At 61.7% G+C, this 22,191-nt stretch carries 17 protein-coding genes and 3 pseudogenes; 7 read left to right on the forward strand and 13 right to left on the reverse strand.

The annotated features are described in order from the left end of the window. Window positions 1-13: 13 nt before the first annotated feature. Window positions 14-313: pseudogene (locus tag AC3G7M_RS20575) on the forward strand (carbohydrate porin); the annotation flags it as partial. Between the two features lie 53 nt (window positions 314-366). On the opposite strand, the gene AC3G7M_RS20580 reads toward AC3G7M_RS20575, so the two are convergent. The 5 genes and pseudogenes from AC3G7M_RS20580 to AC3G7M_RS20600 all read right to left on the reverse strand — a co-directional run. Next, the gene (locus tag AC3G7M_RS20580; protein WP_489216513.1) at window positions 367-780 is read right to left on the reverse strand and encodes a nuclear transport factor 2 family protein; all 414 of its coding nucleotides are present in this window, start codon (window positions 778-780) and stop codon (window positions 367-369) included. 119 nt (window positions 781-899) lie between these two features. After that, the gene (locus tag AC3G7M_RS20585) at window positions 900-3,770 is read right to left on the reverse strand and encodes an ATP-binding protein (RefSeq protein ID WP_489216515.1); all 2,871 of its coding nucleotides are present in this window, start codon (window positions 3,768-3,770) and stop codon (window positions 900-902) included. A gap of 846 nt (window positions 3,771-4,616) precedes the next feature. Further along, the gene (locus AC3G7M_RS20590) at window positions 4,617-6,041 is read right to left on the reverse strand and encodes an aldehyde dehydrogenase family protein (RefSeq protein WP_489216517.1); all 1,425 of its coding nucleotides are present in this window, start codon (window positions 6,039-6,041) and stop codon (window positions 4,617-4,619) included. A 253-nt stretch (window positions 6,042-6,294) separates the two neighbouring features. Beyond that, the gene (locus AC3G7M_RS20595; RefSeq protein WP_489216519.1) at window positions 6,295-6,756 is read right to left on the reverse strand and encodes a nuclear transport factor 2 family protein; all 462 of its coding nucleotides are present in this window, start codon (window positions 6,754-6,756) and stop codon (window positions 6,295-6,297) included. Window positions 6,757-6,970: 214 nt separating this feature from the next. Next, window positions 6,971-7,054 (reverse strand): annotated as a pseudogene (locus AC3G7M_RS20600) (DUF4126 domain-containing protein); the annotation flags it as partial. A 63-nt stretch (window positions 7,055-7,117) separates the two neighbouring features. Here AC3G7M_RS20600 and AC3G7M_RS20605 point away from each other — a divergent pair. Continuing rightward, window positions 7,118-7,396, forward strand: coding sequence for a transposase (locus tag AC3G7M_RS20605; protein WP_489217134.1), 279 nt, complete (start codon window positions 7,118-7,120; stop codon window positions 7,394-7,396). A 128-nt stretch (window positions 7,397-7,524) separates the two neighbouring features. On the opposite strand, the gene AC3G7M_RS20610 is transcribed toward AC3G7M_RS20605, so the two are convergent. Next, complete coding sequence (locus AC3G7M_RS20610; protein ID WP_489216520.1) at window positions 7,525-8,037, reverse strand: TIGR00645 family protein; 513 nt, start codon at window positions 8,035-8,037, stop codon at window positions 7,525-7,527. Window positions 8,038-8,238: 201 nt separating this feature from the next. Here AC3G7M_RS20610 and AC3G7M_RS20615 point away from each other — a divergent pair, with 201 nt between their 5' ends. Further along, entirely contained in the window at window positions 8,239-9,996 is a 1,758-nt protein-coding gene (locus AC3G7M_RS20615; RefSeq protein ID WP_489216522.1) for an ABC transporter transmembrane domain-containing protein, read from the forward strand. 12 nt (window positions 9,997-10,008) lie between these two features. Here AC3G7M_RS20615 and AC3G7M_RS20620 read toward each other — a convergent pair whose 3' ends face one another. Beyond that, entirely contained in the window at window positions 10,009-10,620 is a 612-nt protein-coding gene (locus AC3G7M_RS20620) for an arylesterase (protein ID WP_489216524.1), read from the reverse strand. A gap of 85 nt (window positions 10,621-10,705) precedes the next feature. Between AC3G7M_RS20620 and AC3G7M_RS20625 the strand changes: the two genes are divergently transcribed. The 3 genes from AC3G7M_RS20625 (at window position 10,706) to AC3G7M_RS20635 (ending at window position 14,885) form a co-directional block, all read left to right on the forward strand. Beyond that, window positions 10,706-11,407 carry an ABC transporter ATP-binding protein gene (locus tag AC3G7M_RS20625; RefSeq protein ID WP_489216526.1) on the forward strand — a complete coding sequence of 234 codons (702 nt, stop codon included), beginning with the start codon at window positions 10,706-10,708 and terminating at the stop codon, window positions 11,405-11,407. Next, on the forward strand, window positions 11,407-13,929 hold the full coding sequence (locus AC3G7M_RS20630; protein ID WP_489217136.1) for an ABC transporter permease: 2,523 nt from the start codon (window positions 11,407-11,409) through the stop codon (window positions 13,927-13,929). Before AC3G7M_RS20625 ends, AC3G7M_RS20630 begins: the two co-directional genes overlap by 1 nt. Before the next feature lie 242 nt (window positions 13,930-14,171). Continuing rightward, window positions 14,172-14,885, forward strand: a complete 714-nt coding sequence (locus AC3G7M_RS20635) for a class I SAM-dependent methyltransferase (protein WP_489217138.1) — start codon at window positions 14,172-14,174, stop codon at window positions 14,883-14,885. Window positions 14,886-15,625: 740 nt separating this feature from the next. Here the strand turns inward: AC3G7M_RS20635 and AC3G7M_RS20640 are convergent. From AC3G7M_RS20640 to AC3G7M_RS20655, 4 genes are all read right to left on the reverse strand, one after another. Then, window positions 15,626-16,246: a DUF938 domain-containing protein gene (locus tag AC3G7M_RS20640; protein WP_489216528.1), complete on the reverse strand. Its 621-nt coding sequence runs from the start codon at window positions 16,244-16,246 to the stop codon at window positions 15,626-15,628. Between the two features lie 312 nt (window positions 16,247-16,558). Beyond that, the gene (locus AC3G7M_RS20645; RefSeq protein WP_489216530.1) at window positions 16,559-17,434 is read right to left on the reverse strand and encodes a hypothetical protein; all 876 of its coding nucleotides are present in this window, start codon (window positions 17,432-17,434) and stop codon (window positions 16,559-16,561) included. A 133-nt stretch (window positions 17,435-17,567) separates the two neighbouring features. Next, complete coding sequence (locus AC3G7M_RS20650) at window positions 17,568-17,783, reverse strand: CsbD family protein (RefSeq protein ID WP_489216532.1); 216 nt, start codon at window positions 17,781-17,783, stop codon at window positions 17,568-17,570. Between the two features lie 141 nt (window positions 17,784-17,924). Further along, on the reverse strand, window positions 17,925-19,397 hold the full coding sequence (locus AC3G7M_RS20655; protein ID WP_489216534.1) for a PAS domain S-box protein: 1,473 nt from the start codon (window positions 19,395-19,397) through the stop codon (window positions 17,925-17,927). Between the two features lie 114 nt (window positions 19,398-19,511). Between AC3G7M_RS20655 and AC3G7M_RS20660 the strand changes: the two are divergent. Beyond that, window positions 19,512-20,222, forward strand: a pseudogene (locus AC3G7M_RS20660) (IS6 family transposase). An 81-nt stretch (window positions 20,223-20,303) separates the two neighbouring features. Here the strand turns inward: AC3G7M_RS20660 and AC3G7M_RS20665 are convergent. Both AC3G7M_RS20665 and AC3G7M_RS20670 read right to left on the reverse strand, forming a co-directional pair. Beyond that, on the reverse strand, window positions 20,304-21,110 hold the full coding sequence (locus AC3G7M_RS20665; protein WP_489216536.1) for a PfkB family carbohydrate kinase: 807 nt from the start codon (window positions 21,108-21,110) through the stop codon (window positions 20,304-20,306). Window positions 21,111-21,124: 14 nt separating this feature from the next. Next, entirely contained in the window at window positions 21,125-22,138 is a 1,014-nt protein-coding gene (locus tag AC3G7M_RS20670) for an SIS domain-containing protein (RefSeq protein ID WP_489216538.1), read from the reverse strand. Window positions 22,139-22,191: the final 53 nt, after the last annotated feature.

A 22,191-nucleotide genomic window follows, 5' to 3' on the forward strand; every position in this document is an offset into this window, starting at 1 on the left:
TTTCTTCAATGGCGGCGTGCCCCTGACAGCACCATTCTCTGGCCGCGACAATGACCAGGCCGGCATTGATTTTGGCATCGGGAGCGTCAGCCCTCGCGTGACCGAGTTTGATCGCGATTCCGGCCTTCCGGCTCGGGGCACGGAGGAGTTAGTGGAGGTGACCTACCAAGCGCAGGTCACTGGATGGCTCGTGGTCCAACCCGATCTACAATACGTCGATAATCCCGGCAGTGGTGTGCTTAATCCCAATGATCCTACCCAAAAACTGCGGACTGAAATCATTGCGGGTGCTCGTGCCGTCGTCACCTTCTGATGCGGCTTGTACTGCGACAATCAGGGAGAGAGAGTAAAAGGTAGCGAGCCAGATTAGATTCCAGAGTTATTGCGAAGAATGATGAGTTGTACAATTCTACTTTCGTATAGCGAGAGGTAGAGGGCAAGAATAAGAGGGTCCGGGAGTCCGCGCTTATCGAACGACCCGCCTGCATGTGCGGTTATGATGTAATGCCCATAATGCCGGACAGCTTTGACGACCTTCAAAGTCAATCGCTCGCCGATGATGTCCCGAGCGGCCCAGGCAGCAATCGCCTCCTTGCCCCAATATTCCGTAAGCTGGTCGTTGACGAGCGCATCATCGACAAAGGTCGCCATCAGCGCGGTCAGATCGCAAAGGTTGATCGCATGGATATGGTTGGCCACGGCTGGCGGCAGTCCAGTGGTCATTTCACCATCAAGGACTTTCTCCGCGTTGGGATTATGCGGTTTCTCCAACTTAGACATTTCACGCGCTGCCTCGTTCCAATTAGGCACATCGTGCCGGAACGTGCGGGGGAGGGATGTGTTATCTGTTGTTAAACGCCGTCATCACCGTTCAGGGTCAGACCGGTCCGCCGGGCGCATCAAAGTGGGATGGGTCGCCCGAGCCTAGCTAAGAGCTGACGTGCGCGTTTCAGGTCAGCTGTTTGGAACCCTTCCGTAAACCGCCGGTAGATGACCTCCAATAAGTTAGCGGCGTCCACAGATTTGCCTTGACTGGACCAGAGGCACGCCAAGCTCATGCCCGACCGCAGTTCGAGACTGAGGGCCGATTGGACGTTTGCTTTCCGCAGCGAGAGATGAAACGATTGCTCCGCGGCTATCGGATCGGCGGGGGTCGTTTGGAGCAATATCTCTCCTCGGACTCTCAGCAGTTCTGGAATGTTCAGGGTTTCGCCGAGGGTTTCACTCAGGACCAAGCCCGCGTCGACCTCGATGGCGGCCTCATCGACATTCCCAGTTCTCATGAGGCCTTCGGCGAGCGCCACCTGCAGCGCTGGCGTCAGGGTGCGATAGTTTGTCGCTTGCAATGCTGCGAGAGCTTGCCGTAAGAGTTGGAGACCCTCTGTCAAATCGCCGCGCGCAACAGAAAGTACGCCCGTCAGGGCCAGGCCGGCATGACGATAGGGGCCAAGTGACTGCTGCGAGGCGCGCGCAACGAGACTCTGAATAAGCTGCTCTGCCTCATCAAGATCGCCGCGCCACAGAAACATCGTCGCCGTATAGATCAGGGCCACGCACAGATTAACTGGATCATCGCGCGCGTTCGCCACGTCAATCGCCCGCCGTGCTGTCATGGCGGCAAGATCGGGAAACCCGATCAACCAGTAGCAGCGCGCGAGGGACTTCAAAGCACGGATCCCATGATCGTAGCCAAAGAAGGCGACCTGTCCCGCGCCCGCGATCTCAGCTTTCGCCAAGCCGCGTTCGCAGTGGCGCCGAGCGGCCATCTGGTCTCCAATCATGTGGTAGGCGACACCTAACATCGTCTCTCCCGTCGCGATCGCGCCAGGCGTACCGATTGACTGCGTGACTGTTATGCCGCGTTGAGCGACCGAGAGCGCTCCCTGGAAATCGCCCATACGGGTCAGGAAAATACCCAGACCGACCAGGAGATGTGTCTGGTAGACGCGCTCGCCGAGCGAGTCAGCCAAGCTCAACGCGCTTTCGATTCCTGCCTGAACTTCCTTGCTGTTGCCTTGGGTAAACATGACTGCAGCGGCCCGAAATGCCCGCAGGGTGAGATGGGTCGTGCTGCCTTCGTCGCTTTTGGGCAATGCAGCAAGGCCCTGTTCACACCAGCGAATGCACTCGACGAACAAGAAATTCTGGAAGAATAATGGCGCCGCTGCCGCTGCCAGGCGCACGCCGGCCTCTGCCCCTTCCGTGTTGGAAAAGCTCCAGTCGAGGGCTGCGCGAATATTGCCGAGGTAGGGGCTGGCGGCCGCTACGTCTTCAATAGTGATCGCAACACCCTTACCAGCACGGCTTGAAAGGTAATGTGCGTAGAACTGGGCGTGTTGCTTAGCTATAGTTTTTTCCTCGGCGGTTTGTGCAAGCTTTTCGGCTGCATAGGCCTGGGTCGGATCGAGCAATCTGTGATGCGCTGCGCCGTCGATCAGTACGACCGCGATCAGTGATTTGCTATTCAAGCTAACGATTGCCGACGCGACATCCATGGCATCGATTTGATCATCGGCGGCGACGGACTGAGCCGCTTCAAGCGTAAACACGCCAATAAAGATCGAAAGGCGGCCAAGCACGCGCCGGTCCCGATCTGATAGAAGATTGAAGCTCCAATCCAACATCGCGCGCAGCGTTTGGTGACGGGGCGGGGCGCCGCGGCGCCCCTGCCACAGAAGCCTGAAGCGATTACTGAGCAGATTAGCGGTACCTTGGAGCCCATAGGTGCCAATCCGGCTGCCGGCCAGTTCAATGGCTAGGGCGATGCCGTCCAACTGGCCACAGATGGCGGCGACTGCTGGTGCGTCTGCATCGGTCAGGCCGGACGTGTACCCGCTGGCGAACGCGCGCTCCATGAGCAACTGCACGGCGGGGGTGGTGAGGGCCTCAGCCGCAGTCAGGTCTTCTCGGGCGACCGGATAATTCAGCGGCGCCAAAAGATGAACATACTCACCTTCCACACGCAACGATTCGCGGCTGGTGGCAAGGACATGCGTCTGCGGCGCCTCGTGATAAAGACGTTCGGTCAATGACGCCGCGGCGTCGATGACATGCTCGCAATTGTCCAGGACAAGGAGAAGGCGGCGATCGGCGAGAATAGCGAGGAGATTGGATAGAGGATCCTGCGCTTGAAGTGAGACTCCCAGCACTGTGGCCACAGCGCTCGGCACGAGGGTCGGGTCGGTTACGGCACCGAGATCTATGAAATATACCGCGTCGCCGAAGTCGACCAGAAGAGCGTGAGCAACGGAAATGGCCACGGTTGTTTTGCCCATCCCGCCCGGGCCTATCACGCTGACGAAACGCCGGGCGGCGAGAAGTATGGACAACGCCTCGACGGTGTCCTCGCGGCCGACCATGCGGGCCAATCGCGCGGGAAGCCTGTTTTTCGGGGCAGGAGGAGGTTCTGGCGCAAGGAAAGATGCCCTCGATGCCTGTGACTGTGCGGTCGACCGTTGTACCGTCGCAACAAAACAATAGCCTCGCCCCGTTACGTTCATAATGTAACGCGAGCCATCCTGGCGATCGCCCAGCACTTTACGCAGGTCTGCGATTGTTACCCTCAGGCTGCCTTCGCCAACCGCGACGCTCGGCCAGGCGCGCGCCACCAATTCGCGCTGTCCCAGGACCTCGCCTGCCGCTTCGGTGAGAGCGACAAGGACATCCAGCGCCCGGCTACCGATGACCACAGCCTCTCCATCCCTGAGCAGAAGGCGCGCCGCAGGGATCAGCCGGTAGGGCCCAAACGAAATGACGCTTTCAAATTCCATTTAATAAAGCTACCAAACAAACGTTTAGACACCAAAGCCCTTTTCGGATCTCCTCCGAGTCCTGCCATTTGTGTTGGGAACAGTGACGACCGGCCCAGGCTCGTGTGACTTTACCTTGATGAAGTCATCATCGATCGGGGCGCCCGCCAAGGTATGCGAGGCCGCTACCCTCACTTCACTACTCGGTTTTTTGCCAGCGTGACGGGCCGAACAATAGTCTCCGCATCCGCCCTGGCAAACACGTCTACACCCGGCCGCCTTCTGCTAACGAGCAAATCCCTGGGTGATGGTCGTCGCCGCGCGTGGCGCTTTTACTTGGGCCCAAGGCTGAACCGGCGTCGGCCTGGGACTTTCGTCGTCTTGAGCGCCGATTGTGGCACCGCCCGAGTCCCCCATGCTTTCGGCAAGCACGATCTTCGTCGGCCGGTGGCCGGTCAGCTCAGAGTGCCTCGCCTCCCTGCAACGCGACACCGCCCGCGACCTGCGGACGTGTCGTCGATGCATGCTTTGCGCTGGCGGGAAGAACCCCTATCTCACCGGAAATCGGCAATTAGCCTTCTACGGGCCCGTAGGCTGCCCCTTTGACCAGGGATCCGTACTGAATGTGAGGCAGCACGCCTTTAAGAAATATCGACAGGTCTTCGAGTAAGCGCCGTGTTTGGGCGCCCCAAGAGCGGTCGGACTGAGGGGCCTAGCCGGGCGCATCTTTCCAATCGGTGGACATATTCGCCAAAGCACGCGCCGCCGCCCACGCCGCGGGAAAGCCGGCATAGGGGGTGGTTTGCGCCGCTCCATCCGCCCCTCGCAGTTCGGCGTAGACGCGGGCGGCATCGGTGCGTTCCTCCCTTAGGCTGAGACCGCACCCAGGAGGGCCTTCGGCTCGAGGTAGGCCTGAAGCCCGAACACCCCATATTCTCTGCCGATGCCCGATTGCTTGAACCCGCCAAATGGCACTGCAGGATCATGCGGGGCGCCGTTGATGATGACACGCCCGGCCTCGATCTGGCTCGCCACCGCCGTTGCCCGAGCCAGGTCGGAGGAGATGACATAGGCCTGCAACCCATAAGGGGTGTCGTTGGCGATCGAAATGGCCTCTGCCTCGTCTTTATAGGTCAACAGGCACAGAACCGGGCCGAAGATCTCCTCTCTGGCGATCGTCATATCGTTGGTGACATCGGCGAAAACGGTTGGCTTCACGAAATAGCCGCCGAGGCCGTCCGGGTGGCCTTCGCCACCAGCGACGACGGTGGCGCCCGTCTCGACGCCGAGCCGAATGTAGCGCTGAACCCTCTCGTACTGGGTTTGGCTTACCATCGGCCCGATGGTCGTCCCCGGGTCACGCGGCGCGCCCGCCTTGACCTTCCCGATAGCGGTCTTGGCCTCGGCAATCGCCTCGTCCAACCGTGAGGCAGGGACGAGGATGCGGGTGCCGGCAATACAAGCCTGGCCGCTGTTCGCAAAACCGGCTTCCAGGGCCATGGGAATCGCTTTGGCGAAGTCGGCATCGTCGAGGATCACCGTGGGCGACTTGCCGCCGAGTTCCAGGGTCACGCGCTTCAGTGTGTCGGCGGCGTCGCGAAGGATCGTTTTGCCCACCGCAGTGGATCCGGTGAAGGAGATCTTCGATATGTCTGGGTTTGCGGTGATTTCCGCACCCACAACGTCGCCCCGCCCATTGACGATGTTGAACAGGCCGGCAGGCGCGCCTGCCTCATGCAGCGCTTCGAGCACGACCTGCGTCTGAGCCGCGCTCATTTCGCTGGGTTTGATGACCGCTGTGCATCCGGCTGCAAGCGCATAGGCGAGTTTGCTGCAGATGAAGCCTGCGTTGCTGTTCCATGGCGTGATCAGCCCGACAACACCGACGGGTTCCATGATGACCTCCGCAGTGCCGATCCATTGCTTCAGATCGAACGCTTCTAAAGTCCGCGTCGCTTCCAAAAAGCTGCTCGATGCGTGCGCGGCCATCCAGATCGATCGGGAAACTGGTGCGCCATATTCCAGGATGATCGCGTCCAGCAGCGCCTCCTTTCTGGCTTCCATCGCTTCGTGAAGACGATGCAGAAGGGAAATACGATCCGCCTTCGTACTGCGCGACCACGCCGAAAAGGCGCGTTTCGCCGCGGTAATACCGGCTTTCGCATCCTCCGCATCACCCAGCCTGACGCGCCCGAAGATTTCTCCCGTCACCGGGTTATGCAGATCGAATAGCTCGGTTCCGTGTGGCTCGACGAAGCGGCCGTCGATGTAGACATGGGTGATTTCTTGCATGTGCGGATGCCCTGGCGGTCTCGATGGCAGCAACTGTAAGACCTATGAATGTCCGTGATAACCTGAACCCTATGCGATCAACTAATGCGGGAGCTCGACGTTCCCCGACGGCTCTCAGCCAGACGATCGCAAGGCTCGAAGCCAGGTTGGGTGTTCGGCCATTCAACGAACGACACGCAGCGTCTCTCCGACGAAGGCAGGAGAGCATTTTCTCGCGGACGCCGAACCGGCCGTGGGCGAAGGCCCGAGGCTGTTAGAGGCCCAGGTCCGAGAGATTGGGATGCTCATCCGGCCGGCGTCCCTGGGGCCAATGGAACTTCCGATCAGCCTCCTGGATTTGGAGGTCATTGATGCAAGCAAACCGACGCTGCATCAGGCCGGATGCGTCGAACTCCCAATTCTCGTTTCCGTAGGAGCGGAACCATTGGTTGCTGTCATCATGCCATTCATATGCAAAACGGACAGCGATCCTATTTTCGGTAAAGGCCCACAGCTCCTTTATCAGCCGATAATCCAGTTCCTTGTTCCATTTGCGCGTGAGAAACGAGACGATCTCGCTCCGGCCATTTATGAATTCTGACCGATTCCGCCAGTAACTGTTCTCCGTGTAGGCGAGGGAAACCCGGTGCGGCTCTCGGCTATTCCAGCCGTCCTCTGCACCCCTGACTTTTGCAGTGGCCGTTTCGTGGGTGAATGCTGGAACGAGTGCGGTCATATTGGCCTGCCTACCATGCTGCGTGGGGCGCTCGGCACCATGAGAGCGCGCCGGCCCAATCAACTAGCGCGCATCTTGTCCTGGGGATTGTTACCGGACGTAAGCGCTGGTCATATCTTGTTATAGTCGGGGGGGGCTGCGCGAAGGATTTGTCGCCGTGGACACGCGCAGTGACCTCGACCATCTTGAGTGACATTACCAAGACGAGGGTCGGGACGGCGCCAAGAAACGCCACCGCATCCTCAATGAAGGCGGCTGGTCGGTCCTTGCCCAAGGCGGCCGCCAGCCGGGCCCGCACCGCTGTCGAAATTCCGTAAAAGGCTCTCCCTCGCCAAGCTTTGCAACTATGCGCGGCCTTGCGATGCGCTTCCGTGGCATCTTGCGTGGCAAAGATCTGGACCGCCTCGATGACTGGATGAATGATGCTCATAGCTGCGGCCTTTATGGCATACGGCGCTTCGTTTTGACTTTGCGCAATGATATGGCCGCCGTTCGCAATGCCATCAGTGAGCCATTGAGCGATGGCCAAGTTGAAGGCCAAATCAACCGGCTGAAGACAGTGAAGCGATCCATGTATGGACGCGCGGACACAGATCTCCGGCCAGCTCGTCTATTGCCGCTGCATCCGCCCACCCTTTGAGGGAGACCCCTATAAGGAAAACCGACACCCGCAGACACTGATCGTTCCGAACGGCGTCTGCCAAGCCACGCGACGGGCGCGCGGCTTGGCAGCAATCGCGTCCGACATGGCCCGGGGAAGTCGCAGTGCTATGGTTTCGATTTACTGCTCGCTTCCAGTCGGTCCATAGCAGCCAGCAGGACACCGGAGACGACAAAGCCAAGATGAATCGCGAGCTGCCATGCGACATCCTGTTTGGAATAGTTACTGATACTCATGAATGTCTGAAGAAGATGAATCGCCGAAATGGCGACAATCGATCCGATCAATTTGATCTTCAGGCCGCTGAAATCGACATGAGCCATCCAGGTCGGTCGATCCTCATTATCGCCTGTATGGAGTTTGGATACGAAGTTTTCGTAGCCCACGAAGATGATCATGACCACCAGATTGGCCAGAAGCGCCAAATCGACGAGGCTCAAGACGAAGATCACCCAATCGCGTTCCTCCATATGGAGAATGCGAGGAAATTCCATCACCAGTTCCTCGATAAATTTGACCGAGATAGCGCCGAGGACGATCACTAGCCCGAGGTAAATGGGAACCATCAGCCATCGCCCGCCAAACAGGATGGCTTCGATGATCAGCTCAAGGCGTTTCAAAAACATTGCTCCATGTTCATGACATGGCTAGCGGCTGGGGCATCTCGAAACTCTGGAGCCTCCATGTAGAATTCTTTAGCCGGACCTTGGGCATGGTGCCTTATCTCCCGGTCTCGCGTGCGGCAGGGCTTGGATGATCTGTGCTAGACTGATGCCCTCTCCATTCACCGCCTCCAATCAGGAAAAAGCAGATTGCCTCCCATGCCGTGGCTAAAGGCCGCACGGATCAGTTCCCTGACGCTTCTTCTGCCCTATCTGCGCCCCTATCTTGGGCGCGTCCTGGGAGCGTCTGGCGCGCTGCTGGTGGCGGCCGGACTGGTATTGACCCTCGGACAGGGCCTTCGCCGGTTGATCGATCGGGGTTTCACCCATGGCAGCATGGCCCATCTGGACGGTGCAGCCCTCGCGATGTTCCTGGTTGTGGCCGCCCTGGCTTGCGCCACTTTTATTCGCTTCTCCCTGGTGTCCTGGCTCGGCGAGCGGGTGGCAGCCGACCTGCGGCGGGATATGTTCAACCGGGTGCTGACACTGTCTCCGACGTTTTTCGAGACGGCGCGCACCGGTGACATCCTGACCAGGCTGACGGCCGATATTTCCGTGCTCCAGGCCTTGATAGGCTCGGCGATTTCGCAGTGGATCCGCAATGGGCTTTTGCTGGTTGGTGCCTTCGCCATGCTGCTGGTGACCAGCCCGAAATTGGCCGGCATCGTGATCCTCGTCGTGCCTTTCGTGGTGGTGCCGCTGGTCCTGTTCGGTCGCCGGGAGAAGCGACTGTCACGCGCGTCGCAAGACCGTATTGCCGATCTGGGCGCCTATGCGGAAGAAACCATCAATGCCCTTCGCACCGTCCAGGCCTTCACCCATGAAGAGGCCGATAGGGCCCGATTTTCGGCCAAGGTGGAACGTTCGGTAGATGCGGCGGTCCTCCGCATCCGCACGCGCGCGACGCTGATTCTGGTGGTGATCCTGCTCGGTTTCGGTGCAATCGTCTTCAGCCTGTGGGTCGGCGGTCGCGACGTCATTGCGGGGCGCATGAGCGGCGGGGATCTCTCCGCTTTCGTCTTCTACGCGGTCCTGGTGGCCACGTCCGGCATGCAGATGAGCGAATTGTGGGGCGAGCTGCAGCGCGCGGGGGGTGCGGCAGAGCGGCTGAGCGAGCTGCTGGAGGAGCGGCCGTCCATTGTGGCCCCGGCACAGCCAGTCTTACTGCCGGTGCGGTCCCAAGGGCGCGTGTCCTTCGCGGACGTACGTTTCACCTATCCCGCACGCCCCGAACGACCGGCGCTGTCTGCGTTTTCTCTGATCGTGGAGCCGGGCGAGACGGTGGCGCTCGTCGGTCCGTCCGGCGCCGGCAAAACCACGGTGTTCCAGCTTCTGCTGCGCTTCTATGACCCCGATAGCGGCGTCATCCGGCTTGATGGCGTAGACATCGCCCAGGTCGAGCCCTCCGAACTGCGCGCCCGCCTAGGGCTTGTGCCGCAGGACCCGGTGATCTTCAGCACCACGGCCTGGGAAAATATCCGCTATGGGCGTCCCGACGCGACGGATGACGAAGTCTGCGCCGCGGGCCATGCGGCGCACGCGGATTTTCTGGACGATCTGCCGCAGGGCTATGATACCTTTCTCGGCGAAAAAGGCGTCCGCCTTTCTGGCGGGCAGAGGCAACGTATTGCCATCGCCCGCGCCATTCTGCGGGATCCGCTGGTACTCCTGCTCGATGAAGCAACGAGCGCCTTGGACGCGGAATCGGAACAGGCCGTACAAACTGCTCTCGCTTCCCTGTCGCGGGGTCGCACCACGCTGGTCATTGCGCATCGTCTGGCGACGGTTCGGCGTGCCGACCGCATCGTGGTGGTAGAGGCCGGCCGCATCGTCGCCACGGGCACGCATGAGGCTTTGATGGCGGAAGGCGCGCTTTATGCGCGTCTGGCCCGGCTGCAGTTCACAGCTGAGCTGTAGCCGCCCGCCATATCAAGGCGTGGTCTGCTGCGGCTGCCTCTGATCACTGTGCGCCTGAGCGATCAGTCTGAGCACGAGAGGGAGAAGCCGTTTGACCTCGATATCGACGCCTGCCGCATTGGGATGCAGTCCATCTGCCTGCGCGTAGTCGGGGTGGCCTGGCAGGCCCGCCAGAAAAAACGGATCGTAGATAATACCGGGCCGCTTGCCGAGATCGGTGAACACGGCCTTGAAACGGTCGCCATAATCTGTGCCGAGGTTGGACGGCGCCAGCATGCCGCTCAGCAGCACCGGAATATGCCTGGCCTGCAGTTTGTCGAGGATATAGGTGAGGTTGCGCTTCATCAGGGCTGGATCGAGCGCGCGCAGCGCGTCATTGCCGCCCAACACCACCATGGCGGCATCCACCGTGCCCCCGCCAAGCGCCCAATCCAGCCGGGCCGCGGCATCCGCCGTCGTATCGCCGGAAACCGCGGCATCGACCAGCATCACGTCCGCGCCCTTGGCCTTCAGCGCCGCCACCAGTTTCGCCTGAAACCCATCCTGCACCGGCAGGCCATAGCCCGCTGTCAGTGAATCGCCCAGGATCATCACATGCACCTGCGCCGCCTCCGATCGGCCCATGGTGATCAGGCTTCCGGCAATGACGACAAAAATGGCGAAAAATCTTCGCTGTCTTCGGGCGATGCCGCCCCTATATGAGGGTCGCATGACCGATTCATCCTTTTCGGGCGTCCAGCACCCGCTGCCGCCGATCATCAGCCTGCGCGCCCTGCGGCTCAGCATCCCCACAGCTTCTGGCAAGGTCGATATTCTGCGGGGCATCGACCTGGATGTCGGGGCAGGGGAGACGATCGGCATTCTCGGTCCTTCCGGTTCGGGCAAGACAAGCCTGCTCATGCTCGTGGCAGGGCTGGAGCGGGCGACCGGCGGCACGATCACCGTGGCCAATACCGATTTGGGGCGACTGGATGAAGATGCGAGGGCGAGGTTCCGGCTTGCGCACTTAGGCATCGTCTTTCAGTCCTTCCATCTTATTCCCACCATGACCGCCGTGGAGAATGTCGCCGTGCCGATGGAACTCGCAGGCAGGACGGATGCCGCGGCGGTTGCTGCCGACGCGCTGCGTCGCGTCGGGCTCGGCCACCGGCTGACACATCGGCCGGCGCAACTCTCGGGCGGTGAGCAGCAGCGCGTGGCCCTTGCCCGGGCCTTCGCGCCCGGCCCGGCTTTGCTGCTGGCGGATGAACCGACCGGCAACCTGGATAGTGAGACGGGCAGGCAGGTGATGGATCTGCTCTTCGGTCTGTGCGGGCAGGCAGGGGCCACCCTTCTGCTGATCACCCATGACCCGGCGCTGGCCGCGCGCTGTAGCCGGCGCGTGACGATGACCAATGGTCTCCTCGCGTGATGCGGCTCGCCTGGCGGATCGCGCTGCGCGACCTGCGCGGGGGCACCCGTGGCCTCATCATCGTGCTGCTATGCCTCGGTGTGGGCGTTGCCTCCATCGCCGGTATCGGCTCGCTCCGCGCGGCTTTGGGCCAAGGCCTGGCCGAGAATGGCCGCGCTATTCTAGGTGGTGACTTTGCACTCTCGACCAGCCTCGCGCCCTTTCCCGCGGCCGTTTCCAGCTGGCTGCGCGCACGCGGCGCGCTTGTGTCGGAGACCGTGGAGACACGCTCGATTCTCGTCGCGTCCTCCGACCGCAGGCTTCTGGTCGCGGCCAAGGCCGTCGGTCCAGACTGGCCCTTGATCGGATCGGTCACCAGCCTGCCGCCCGGCCAATTCAGCGCTCTGAAGCACGGAGCGGATGGCCGCCCGGGCCTGATACTGGACCCGACCGCCGCGCAGACGCTGAAGCTTCATCCCGGCGACGCGGTGACATTGGGTGGCGTGAAGCTTATCTTTCGCGGCACGATCGCGGGTTCCCCGGACAGTATCACCGACAGCCGGCTATTCGGCGTGAAGGCGTTCGTCTCTTTGCCGGCATTGCTCGGCACACCGCTCGTGGCACCTGGCGGACTGGTCAATTTCAATCTTCAGGTTGCCTTGCCACCGAAGGCCTCGGTTCAGGTGACGCTGGCCGCTCTCAAGGCGCAGTTTCCGCATTCCGTCTGGCGTATCCGCACGACAGACGATGCAGCGCCCGATCTGTCCCGTTTTGTCGATCAGGCCGCACTCTTCATGACGCTGCTTGGGCTGTCCGCCTTGCTGGTCGGCGGTATCGGCGTCGCCAATGGTGTGGAGGCTTGGCTCACGGCGCGGGCCAGGAGCATCGCGACGCTGCGCTGCCTTGGCGCATCGGCGCGGATGGTCAACCTCATCCACGGATTTCAACTCGCCATACTGGGCGTGCCAGGCATCCTGGCCGGTCTGACGGTGGGGGCTGTGCTACCGGCGCTGGTTTTACCGGTTCTGCGCAACACATTGCCCGTCCCGCATCATGTCGGGCTCTACCCCGAGCCGCTCGCTTTGGCGGCTGCATTCGGTCTGCTCGTGGGGGTCATTTTTGCTTTGCGGCCGTTGCGTCGGGCGGCGGCCATTCCTGGTGCCGCCCTGTTTCGGGCGGCAGCCCTGCCCGCACGCGTGCCATGGCGGCCGGTGCAGATGCTCGTTGAGCTGGCGCTGATTCTTCTGCTCGTGGCACTTGCCGCCTTGTCCGTGCCGAGCCCCATCCTGGCTTTGGGCTTTTGTGTCGGGGCCGTGGCCACGCTTGTCATTCTGAGAGGGGTTGCCAGACTACTCCGCTGGATCTTGCCGCGCCTGCCGGTGCCGCGCAATGTGGCGGTGCGATTTGCCTTTCGCCGGCTACAGGGCCCGGGCTCCCCTTTACCGCTCATGCTGATGTCGGCCGGGGCCGGTCTGACGGTCCTGGTCGCGGTGGCCGAAATCCGGGCGAACCTCTTGGCTGAGTTCGCGGGCGAATTGCCCCATGCCGCACCCAGTTTTTATTTTATCGATATTCAGCCGAACAATCTGCCGATTTTCGAAGCAGCCGTGCGGAACACCCATGCAGCCCATGACCTGCAGGAGTTGCCGAGTCTACGTGCCCGTATCCTGGCAATAAAAGGCGTGCCGGTCGCACAATTTCATCCCAAGGGCGGAACCGACTGGCCGCTTCGCAGCGATATCGGTTTCACCTATGCGGCGAAGCCCCCACCCGGCACGCATCTGCACGCCGGACAATGGTGGCCAGACGGATATCTCGGCCCGCCCCAGGTCTCCTTCGATGCGCGGATCGCGCAGGCCTGGGGGGTTGGTGTCGGCGACAACCTGACTGTCAGCGTGCTGGGGCGGCCGTTTGACCTGAGGATCGCAAACCTTCGCGATATCCACTGGCAGTCACTGGGCTTGAACTTTCTGCTCATCGGCACGCCTGATCCTTTCGCAGGCGCCCCTCACACGTTTATCGCCACCGTGAAGGCTGATCCAGGGCAGGAGGGCAATGTGCTGGCGGCCGTGACGGACGCGCTGCCGGGTGTCACCGGCATCGACGTGGGCCAGGTACTGGCGTCGCTCAAATCCCTGCTTGGGCAGATCGGCACCGCCGTCAGCCTTGTGGGAATGGTGGCGCTTTTGGCGGGAGGTCTCGTCCTTGTCAGTGCCATCGCGGCGGAACGCGAGCGGCGCATTGCCGAAGCCGTCGTGCTAAAAACGCTCGGCGCGACGCGGGGGCAAATTCGTCTCGCCTGGCTCACCGAGTTTGCCGTGGCCGGTGGAATGGCCGGCATTGCGGCGGCCATCCTGGGCGATCTGGCCGCCGCGGTGACGATCCGTCAGGTCTTCCATACCGATTGGCATTTCCTGCCCGGGATCATGCTATCGACGATTATCCTGAGCATCCTGGCCATGATCGCGCTTGGCTTTGTTTCAACTGAGCACGCTTTGCGCCAGCCGGCTGGGCCGCGGCTCAGGTTGGAAAATGGCGGTTGAGAAGAGCCAACACCTGCGGATGGGGCAGCATGGCGTCTGACCATTGATCGGGTCACGTCGGATCGGGGGACGACCCCGCGCATATCTGAGCCCGGCGGCTGCTCAAATCGCGGCCGCGCCTCGACTATGCCAAGCTGCGTCTGGCCACCTCTCCCGGCCGGTGTGAAAGGCTACCCGACATGACCCCTCTGCTCCGCCTGATCGCGGCGACGGCGCTCTGGATGGCTCCCCAACTGCCCGCGATGGCGCAAGGCGGGGTGGATGAGGCGTCCCTGCGCCGCGCCATCGCCGCGCCGGCACGCAGCCCGGCCTTTGTGGCGCGCGACGCCCACCGGCATCCTTTGCAGGAACTCACCTTCTTCGGCGTGACGCCACGGCAGTCCGTGGTCGAGATATGGCCGAGCGGCGGCTATTGGACTGAGCTGCTGCTGCCGTATCTCAGCCCGCACGGCCATTATATCGCTGCCTTGCCGGCGTCAGGCTCGGCAGCCGCCGCCTTTCGCGCGCGCTTCCCGAAGGCCCAGACGGTGGTGCTGGACGACGGGCGGCAGCCGATGGTGGCGCCGGCTTCGGTCGATGTCGTGCTGACCTTCCGCAACCTGCATGATTGGATGGAGAAGGGTGACGCGCCGCAGGTGCTCGCGGCCTTCTTCGCCGCCCTCAAACCGGGCGGCACGCTGGGGATTGAGGATCACCGGGCGCGCACGGACCTGCCGCAGGATACGCATGCCGCGAGTGGATATGTGCGCCAGGACTATGCCATCGCGCTTGCCCGGCAGGCCGGCTTCGTTTTCGTGGCCGCATCCGAGATCGATGCTAATCCGCGCGACACCACGGTTTGGCCGAAGGGCGTCTGGACCCTGCCGCCGAACTTCGCCCTCGGCGCGACCGACCATGCCCGCTATGCCGCGATCGGTGAGGCCGATAACTTCGTGCTGAAATTCCGCAAGCCCTGACTGGGAACGACCAGGCGGATTGACCCCTCACGGGGCCGCTGGTGCCCAAATTTGCAATGGAATTCCAGGTGTCGAAATTCCGTAAAGAGGCTCTGATTCGAATTTGGTGCTCACGGTGTTGGTGAGCGGCTCAATCGTCCGACCTGAAGTTGATGACAAAGAGCGAGATCCGCCTATCGAAGAATGGGCTCAAGATCGAGGCCTGTATGGCCACCGAACGTACGATCGAGGTGACAGCGGAACCGCATTCCGTATAGACTGAGCATCTCACTATCCGGCACGACCGTTCTGCGGCAGGTGATGCGCGCTACTTTAGGAGCGTCGGCCTGGCATGCTTTGGGTGTTCTCGGCCTGGACGACTGGGCCTGGAGCAAGGGCCAGAGGTATGGAACGATCCTGGTCGATCTGGAGACCAGGAGGATTGTGGGTCTGCTCCCGGACCGGTCAGCATCGGGCACTGCAGCGTGGTTGAAAACTGCCGTAGGCACCAGCACTTCCCGCGCGCCGGGACGGGCGATCTGCACGTCTTCGATGGTGAGCGTCTGCCCCGCTTTGGAGAACGGCGGCTTTCACCCTTGGGCTCCGGTGTTATGGCAGACCCGGAGTCTAGGGGAGGGGACAGGCGCCGCCCATCGACAAACTGGCGGTCGGTCGCCATTGGATGATCGACGCTCTGGGCTGCTCAGGCTAGTGGCGCGGCGGACGCACGTGCAGGCGATTCTTCGGGAAAACCTGCCCGGCTAGGAGGGTTTCCGAAAAAAGAGCGTCAGGTTGTTGGCCGGCATCGCCACACGCTCGGCAAGGTCAAGCCGGAATCGGCGGGCCAAGGCTGTCACCTCCTGCAGATCGCGCAGCCCCCAGGCCGGATTGCGGGATTTCAGATCGTGATCGAAAGCGAGATTGCTGGGTGCGGTCTCAACACCGGCTTCGATGAAGGGGCCGTATAAAACCAGCAGCCCGCCGGCCGGCAGAATGCGGCCGGCGCCCGCAAGCAGTCCCTCTGTCGTCGCCCAGGGAGAGATGTGGATCATATTGATGGCGAGGATCACGTCAGCCTGGGTCACCGGCCACGTGTCAGGCCGGGAGGCATCGAGCAGCATCGGCGCCCGTAGATTGAGCAGGCCCGCGTGATCGCGCCAGGCGGAGATGCTGGGAAACGCGTCCGGGTCCGTCTCGGTCGGCTGCCAGTGCAGATGCGGCAGCGCCCGCGCATTCCAGACAGCATGCTCGCCCGTGCCGGAGGCAATTTCCAGCACCAGACCGCTGGCCGGTAAGCGCGGCCGCAGCACCAGCGCGATCGGGTCGCGATTGCGGGCAACCGAGGGGGAGATGCGCGCGCCAGGGGGAATGAGGTCAGACATCCCTCGACCATAGCCGCCGCGACGCCGCCTGCCCACTCGCCCACTTCTGGCAGCGGCGTGAGCCCGCGTCTAGCGGCCGCTGAGGCAGCCAGGACCTTGCCGGGAGCCGTCGCGGCCGAAGCTGCGTGCGAGGTCGGTCCAGTCTCCGATATCAGGAAGCACGATATCCTGCGCGGGATCGTCAGCTGACAGTGGCAACTCCGCCATACCAGAGGGGGAAGGCGGCGGGGATTGCTCCCCGCCCAAGCCAAAGACCGTCCTCATCTTTTGAAAGATCGGCATGGCGGCTGTCCTTCGCGCCTCTTCCTGCGCCTAGCCGGCCTTGCGGGTCCGCCGTGCCGCTGCGGCGCCGGCAAGGCCCGTGCCGATCGCGCCGAGCAGCATCACGGCGAAGACCAGGATGGAGGTGCGCGCCGCGATATGGGCGCTGGTCGCCGTCGCGGTCTGCACCGCCGCCACAGCCTCATTCTTGGTCGTGACCAGATCCTGGCGGGTCTGATCGACCCTCTTGACGGCCTCGTCGTGGCTGATATGGGCCTGAGCCGCAACGATATCGGCGATCCGGTTCTCGGCCGCCTTGCCGGCATCGCCACCCTTCAACACATCCGGGATGGCGGCCACGACCGCCTTGCTGGCGGCTTCCGGCGTCATCTGCGCGGGGTCCGCCGGCGTCGGCGCCAGCAAAGCCTGCGCGCGGCTCCGCACCGCGTCCTGATCGATGCCCACCGATTGCGCGATGGTCGGCGCCACGGCGCTGACGCTGGAACCTGCCGCACTGGCGACGCCGCCGAGAGTGCGGAAGGCACCGCCCAGAATGCCGCCGACCGCCGAGGTCAGCAGATAGAGCGTCAGCAGCAGCGTCACCGCCCAGATGCTCAGTCCGTGAACCGCACCATCCACGGGGCGTGACAGGCCGGCGGCGCGGACCGACGCATAGCTCCCGGCGGCGAGGGCGATGATGGTACCGATGGCCCACCAGGCGACCGCGCCGATGCCCACGCCGCCGGCGGTCGGCCCGCCCGCGTCACCGGGATTCACCAGGCTTAGGCCGATGCCGGCGCCCAGCAGGGCGACCATGATTTGGATGGCGAAGGCGATAGCGACGCCGGCCAGGATGGCGCCCCAGCTCATGCGGGTCACGGCCAGTCCCGGCCGCGCCACGGGCGCAGTCTCTACATAGGTCGGCATGATGCCTCCTCTGTCCTTTCTGATCCGATCGAATTTTGGGGAAAGACATCCGGGCGGCGCTGGCCGCCCGGATGGATGGTAGTCTAGGACTTTTACTTATCGGCGCTCAGTATTCGCGACCCTAAGCGCGGGTTCAGCGGCGCGTCGCGTCCTTCAGCTTGTCGGCGGCCTTATTCACCGTGTCGCGCACGCCGTCGGCGGCTTTGCCGGCCGCAGCCTGGGCCTCTCCGGCCGCCTTCTCGACCTTGCCCTCGGCCTCGACCTTGCGGTCACCGGTGATCTTGCCGATGGCTTCCTTGATGGAACCCTTGATTTTGTGGGCTTCACCCTTGATGCGGTTCTCGTCCATGTCAGTCTCCTGTTCAGGTTGGACGCGGCGCCGGGGAAACAAAATGCCGTGCCGCGATGACACAGAAATAGGCGCGGATGAGCCGCGCCACATGAGCCGTCCATACTAAATCGTATAGTGCTGGGGGACTAAAAACGGCCCTCAGCGGATCGGCAGCGTCAGCGGAAAGCCGCGCTCGCGGGCCCAGAGAATGGCCTGCGCGCGCCGGTTGACGCCGATTTTGGCGTAGATCCGCGCGATATGATTGCGCAGCGTATTGCGGGAGACGCCCATGCCCTTGGCAATGGTCGAATCATCGGCGCCGTCGCACATCAGGCTGAGCACTTCCTTCTCGCGCCGCGTCAATTCGCTCACTTCGAGCGGCGCCGTATTGCCATGCGGAATGCGCAGATTGGCCAGTTTCTCGACCACCGTGCGGCTGAACCAGTTGGTGTCCTTCATCACTGATTCGATCGCGGTGACGAGTTCAAGTTCGCCATGCCGCCGCTCGTGAATATCCTGGATGACCCAGAGGATGCAGATGTCGCGGCGCAGCGTGATGACCTCCGCCGAAATCAGGCAATCGACGAAGCCGCCATCCTTGGCGCGCACCCGCCCATCCTTGCCGCGAAAGCCACTGCGCCCGTCGAGCAAGGCTTCGGCCTCCTTCGCGAAAGCGCCGTTTTCCCAAAGCTTCAGCTCCGCCATGGATTTTCCCATGGCCTCGTCGGACGACCAGCCGGTCAGCTGATGAAAGGCATCATTGGTATCGCACAGGCGATAGCCGTCGCGCGTGGTAATGGCCATGCCCACGGGGGCGAGGCGGAAGGTGGTGACGAAGCGTTCCTCGCTATGGCGCAGCTCATTCTCGGCCTGTCGCCGCGGCTCCAGATCGGCAAAGGAGAAGAGCATGCAGGGCTCCTCCTTCAGATCGATCGGCTGGCCGGCCACGATCACCAGCTTACGGCCGCCATCGGGCAGGCTGATATCGGCCTGCATCTGCAGAATGGTGCGGCCCTCGCGCAGCCTTTCCTTCGCGGTTTCGAGATTGGCAGCGTCCTGCAGGATATCGATGTCGTACAGGCTGCGGCCCAGCACCTCATCGCGGGTAAAGCCGGTGAGATCGAGAAAGCCCTGATTGACCTTGACGTAGCGATGGTCTGAGAGACGCAGAATGACGGCGGGCGCCGGATTGACGTTGAAAGTCTGTTCAAACCGCTCCTCGGCTTCAAACCGGGCCGAGGCATCGGCCATAATCAGCGCCAGAAGATCGGGCTGGCCGTCTGGGTCGGACAGGATAAGGCTGCGGATCTGATGCACCCAGCGCGGCTCCTCTTCGCCCTCCGGGATCACCTCCACCACCACTTCGTTGAAGACCTCGCCGCCGATGACGCGATCCATCGGATAGTCGCCCTTTTCCAGCCGGTGGTTATTGCGATAGCGCAGCTGGAAGCGGCTGCGATACTCATCGACGTTCTCGCCGAGCTCGGCCACCGTCTCCATACCGTGCATGCGCAGTGCCGCATCATTGGCCCAGAGCAGTCTTTGATCGGGATGCACCAGTATGACGCCTTCCGACAGGCCGGCGATGATCTGACGAAGCCTGTGGATATCGGCCGATGGGCGGGACGTCACGGTAGCTGCCTCTGATGGTGATGCCGCTTCCTATGTCATCCGGCGGCCCTCGCAAAGGCATTGTCACATTAAATTGGTCTGGAGGGTGGACCAATCCTGGGCAAGGATACAGGCTTGAAGAAGCCGTCAAAACCACATTATCGCCATCGTTTTCCGGCCGAGCTGATTAGCCACACGGTCTGGCCCTAGCACGTATTCAGCTTGAGCTTTCGAGATGTCGAGCTGCTCCTGTGGGAGCGCTGCATCTTTGTCTCCTACGAGAGTATCCGGCGGTGGTGTCTGAAGTTCCGCGGAAGTTTCGTGAACAATCTTCGTCGGCGCCGACCCAGGCCCGGCGACAAATGGTACGTGGACGAGGTCTTCATTCGGATCAACGGTGAACAGCATTATCTCTGGCGCGCCGTCGATCAAGACGGCATCGTGCTTAACGTTCTGGTGCAGACCCGCCGTAACGCCAGGGCAGCGAAACGCTTCTTCAAGCGTCTCTTGAAGGGGCTGCTGCATGTGCCGCGCGTTCTCATCACCGATGAACGGAAGAGCTATAGCGTCGCTCAACGCGAGCTTCTGCCTGATGTCTAGCACCGTCAGAGCCGCTACCTGAATAATCGCGCTGAGAATTCTCATCGTCCGACCCGACGCCGAGAGCGGCAGATGCAGCGCTTCAAGTCACCGCTGCAGGCACAGCGCTTCTTGTCGGCTCACTCCTTCATCTACGGCCATTTTCGACCGTGACGCCCTCTTCTGGTGGCAATCAGCTATCGGATGATGCGCGCCTTGGCGTTCAAGGTTTGGCAGGAGGAGACGTGTGCGCGAAACGCGGCGTGATCGCCTTTCAGTCCGCGCTCTTCGCTCAGACGCTACCACTTTAGATTAATGTGACAATGCCTGCCGATGAAGTCGTGTTAGTTATAGCTCCGGCAAGGCCAGCGGTATCTGAGGAAAGCCACCCAGATAGGTGCAGGTCTCGGCGGCCTTGTCGCGGCCGGCCTCCAGGCATTGCTGCAAAGAGCCGCCGCTAAGTCGGCGGGCCATGAATGCGGCAATGAAGGTATCGCCAGCGCCTGTTGTATCGACGACCGTGACAGGGGTCACTCCAGTCTGCGCGATGATGCGGCCATCGGTCGCAAGGCTTCCTCCTGCGCCCATGGTAATGACGGCTATATCCGCACCTTCGGTCAGTAGCGACTGCGCCAGGGCAAGGGCCCGATCTACACCGCCCTGGTCGGAAGCGAACGCAACTGACAGGCCCACGGCACCTGGGTTGACACTTGTATCCTTCGACACGCTCACGCCAGCAGTACGTAGCCGGGTGATCAACGCGTCCGACTCGCTGATCCAGCCAAAATGAACATGCCGCATGCTGCAGAGTAATGTCATTTCCGCCTCGGTCGGCTGGTAAAGCCGACAGACACCGAATTCCTCAAACCCGATGATCCGGTCTCCGAAGGCGTCCACGGTAATATTCGTATAGGCCGTCACGCCTGTAAGATGTCGGACGTGTCCGATTGGAACTCCTTGTTTCTGCAATGCGGCGACTGTTCGCCTGCCATCCTCATCTGGGGCAACAGCTCCGAAATAGGCACAAGGGTTGCCTAGCCGGCAGAGTTGAACAGCGACATTGACCGCATTTCCGCCGACGACTGAGAGACCGACCGGAGGCTGAAAGCGATCGATGCAGTTATCGCCCACGGTCGCGAACTCGAAGTTATTCACAGCAGCGTGCAAGCCTAGTAGGAGACGCGTTTGTAATAGCGCCGTGTTACCAGCGGATGATTGCGTATAACTTCAAGATGCGCACTGGCTCGCTCCAGCATGGTCGCAAGCACGATGGGAGAAACCAATGCCCGCGCTTCAGGCGAAAGCCCGAGCAGGGCAAAGTCTCGGGTGTCGAGTATGGTGAGCTTGTCCGTATATTGCGGGCAGAAACGCTCTACCCGATCCGCAAGCGGGCGATAGGCGTCCTCGCCTTTGAACAGCATGACGCTGACACCCTTCTCAACCAGTTCGAGCGTACCATGAAAGAAGTCGGCAGCATGCACCGGCCGTGTCCGGATCCATTGCATCTCCTCGAGAATGCAAGTGCTGTAATAGAGCGCAGACGGCCAGACATTCCCGGCGCCGGTAAAGATGTGGTAGTCGTTGGCAGCAATCCGACCGGCAAATGTCTCCGCCTCAGGCTCGAATTCCTTTTTCACGCCCAGCAGCAGTTCGGGAAGACGCTGTATCTCTTCCACGAGCTGGGCGTAATTTCGGATTTCGCCAAGCTTTCTCATGATTGAGAGTGCGATGAAGAGGGACTGAACATAGAAAGATTCGCAGGATGTATCATCTTCTGCGAAATTCACGAATGCATAATCGCCCCCTTTACCAAGTGGCGTATCCGCATGGCCGATCAGGGTGATGACACGAGCCCCGATCGTCTTCAGCGCAGACAGCATCTCCACGCTTTCTTTCGTTGTGCCGGAAAGGGAGGGCATGACGACGAGAGATTTCGCAGTCAGATTCGCCGAGCCGCTAAGGACAAGCTCAGCCGTATAATCAAGAAAAACAGGAAATCGCGAGCAGCGCTGCATCAGCTGAAACGCCGGCAGCATGAGGTAGGCGACACCACCCGTGCCAAGGAAAAAGAGATTCTCCGGCGGATCAGTGAAGATCTCCTCTATGGCCCGATCGATCGGCCGGGCCAGCGCAGTGGCTCCCGACTGGATTTTTACAAAGCGCGCCTCGTCGAAGTTCAGCATAGTGTGCTCCGTCAGCCCCGCGCCTCCTATTTTCGTAGGCGCCAGGGACAAAG

This window comes from Acidisoma sibiricum (genome assembly GCF_057837225.1).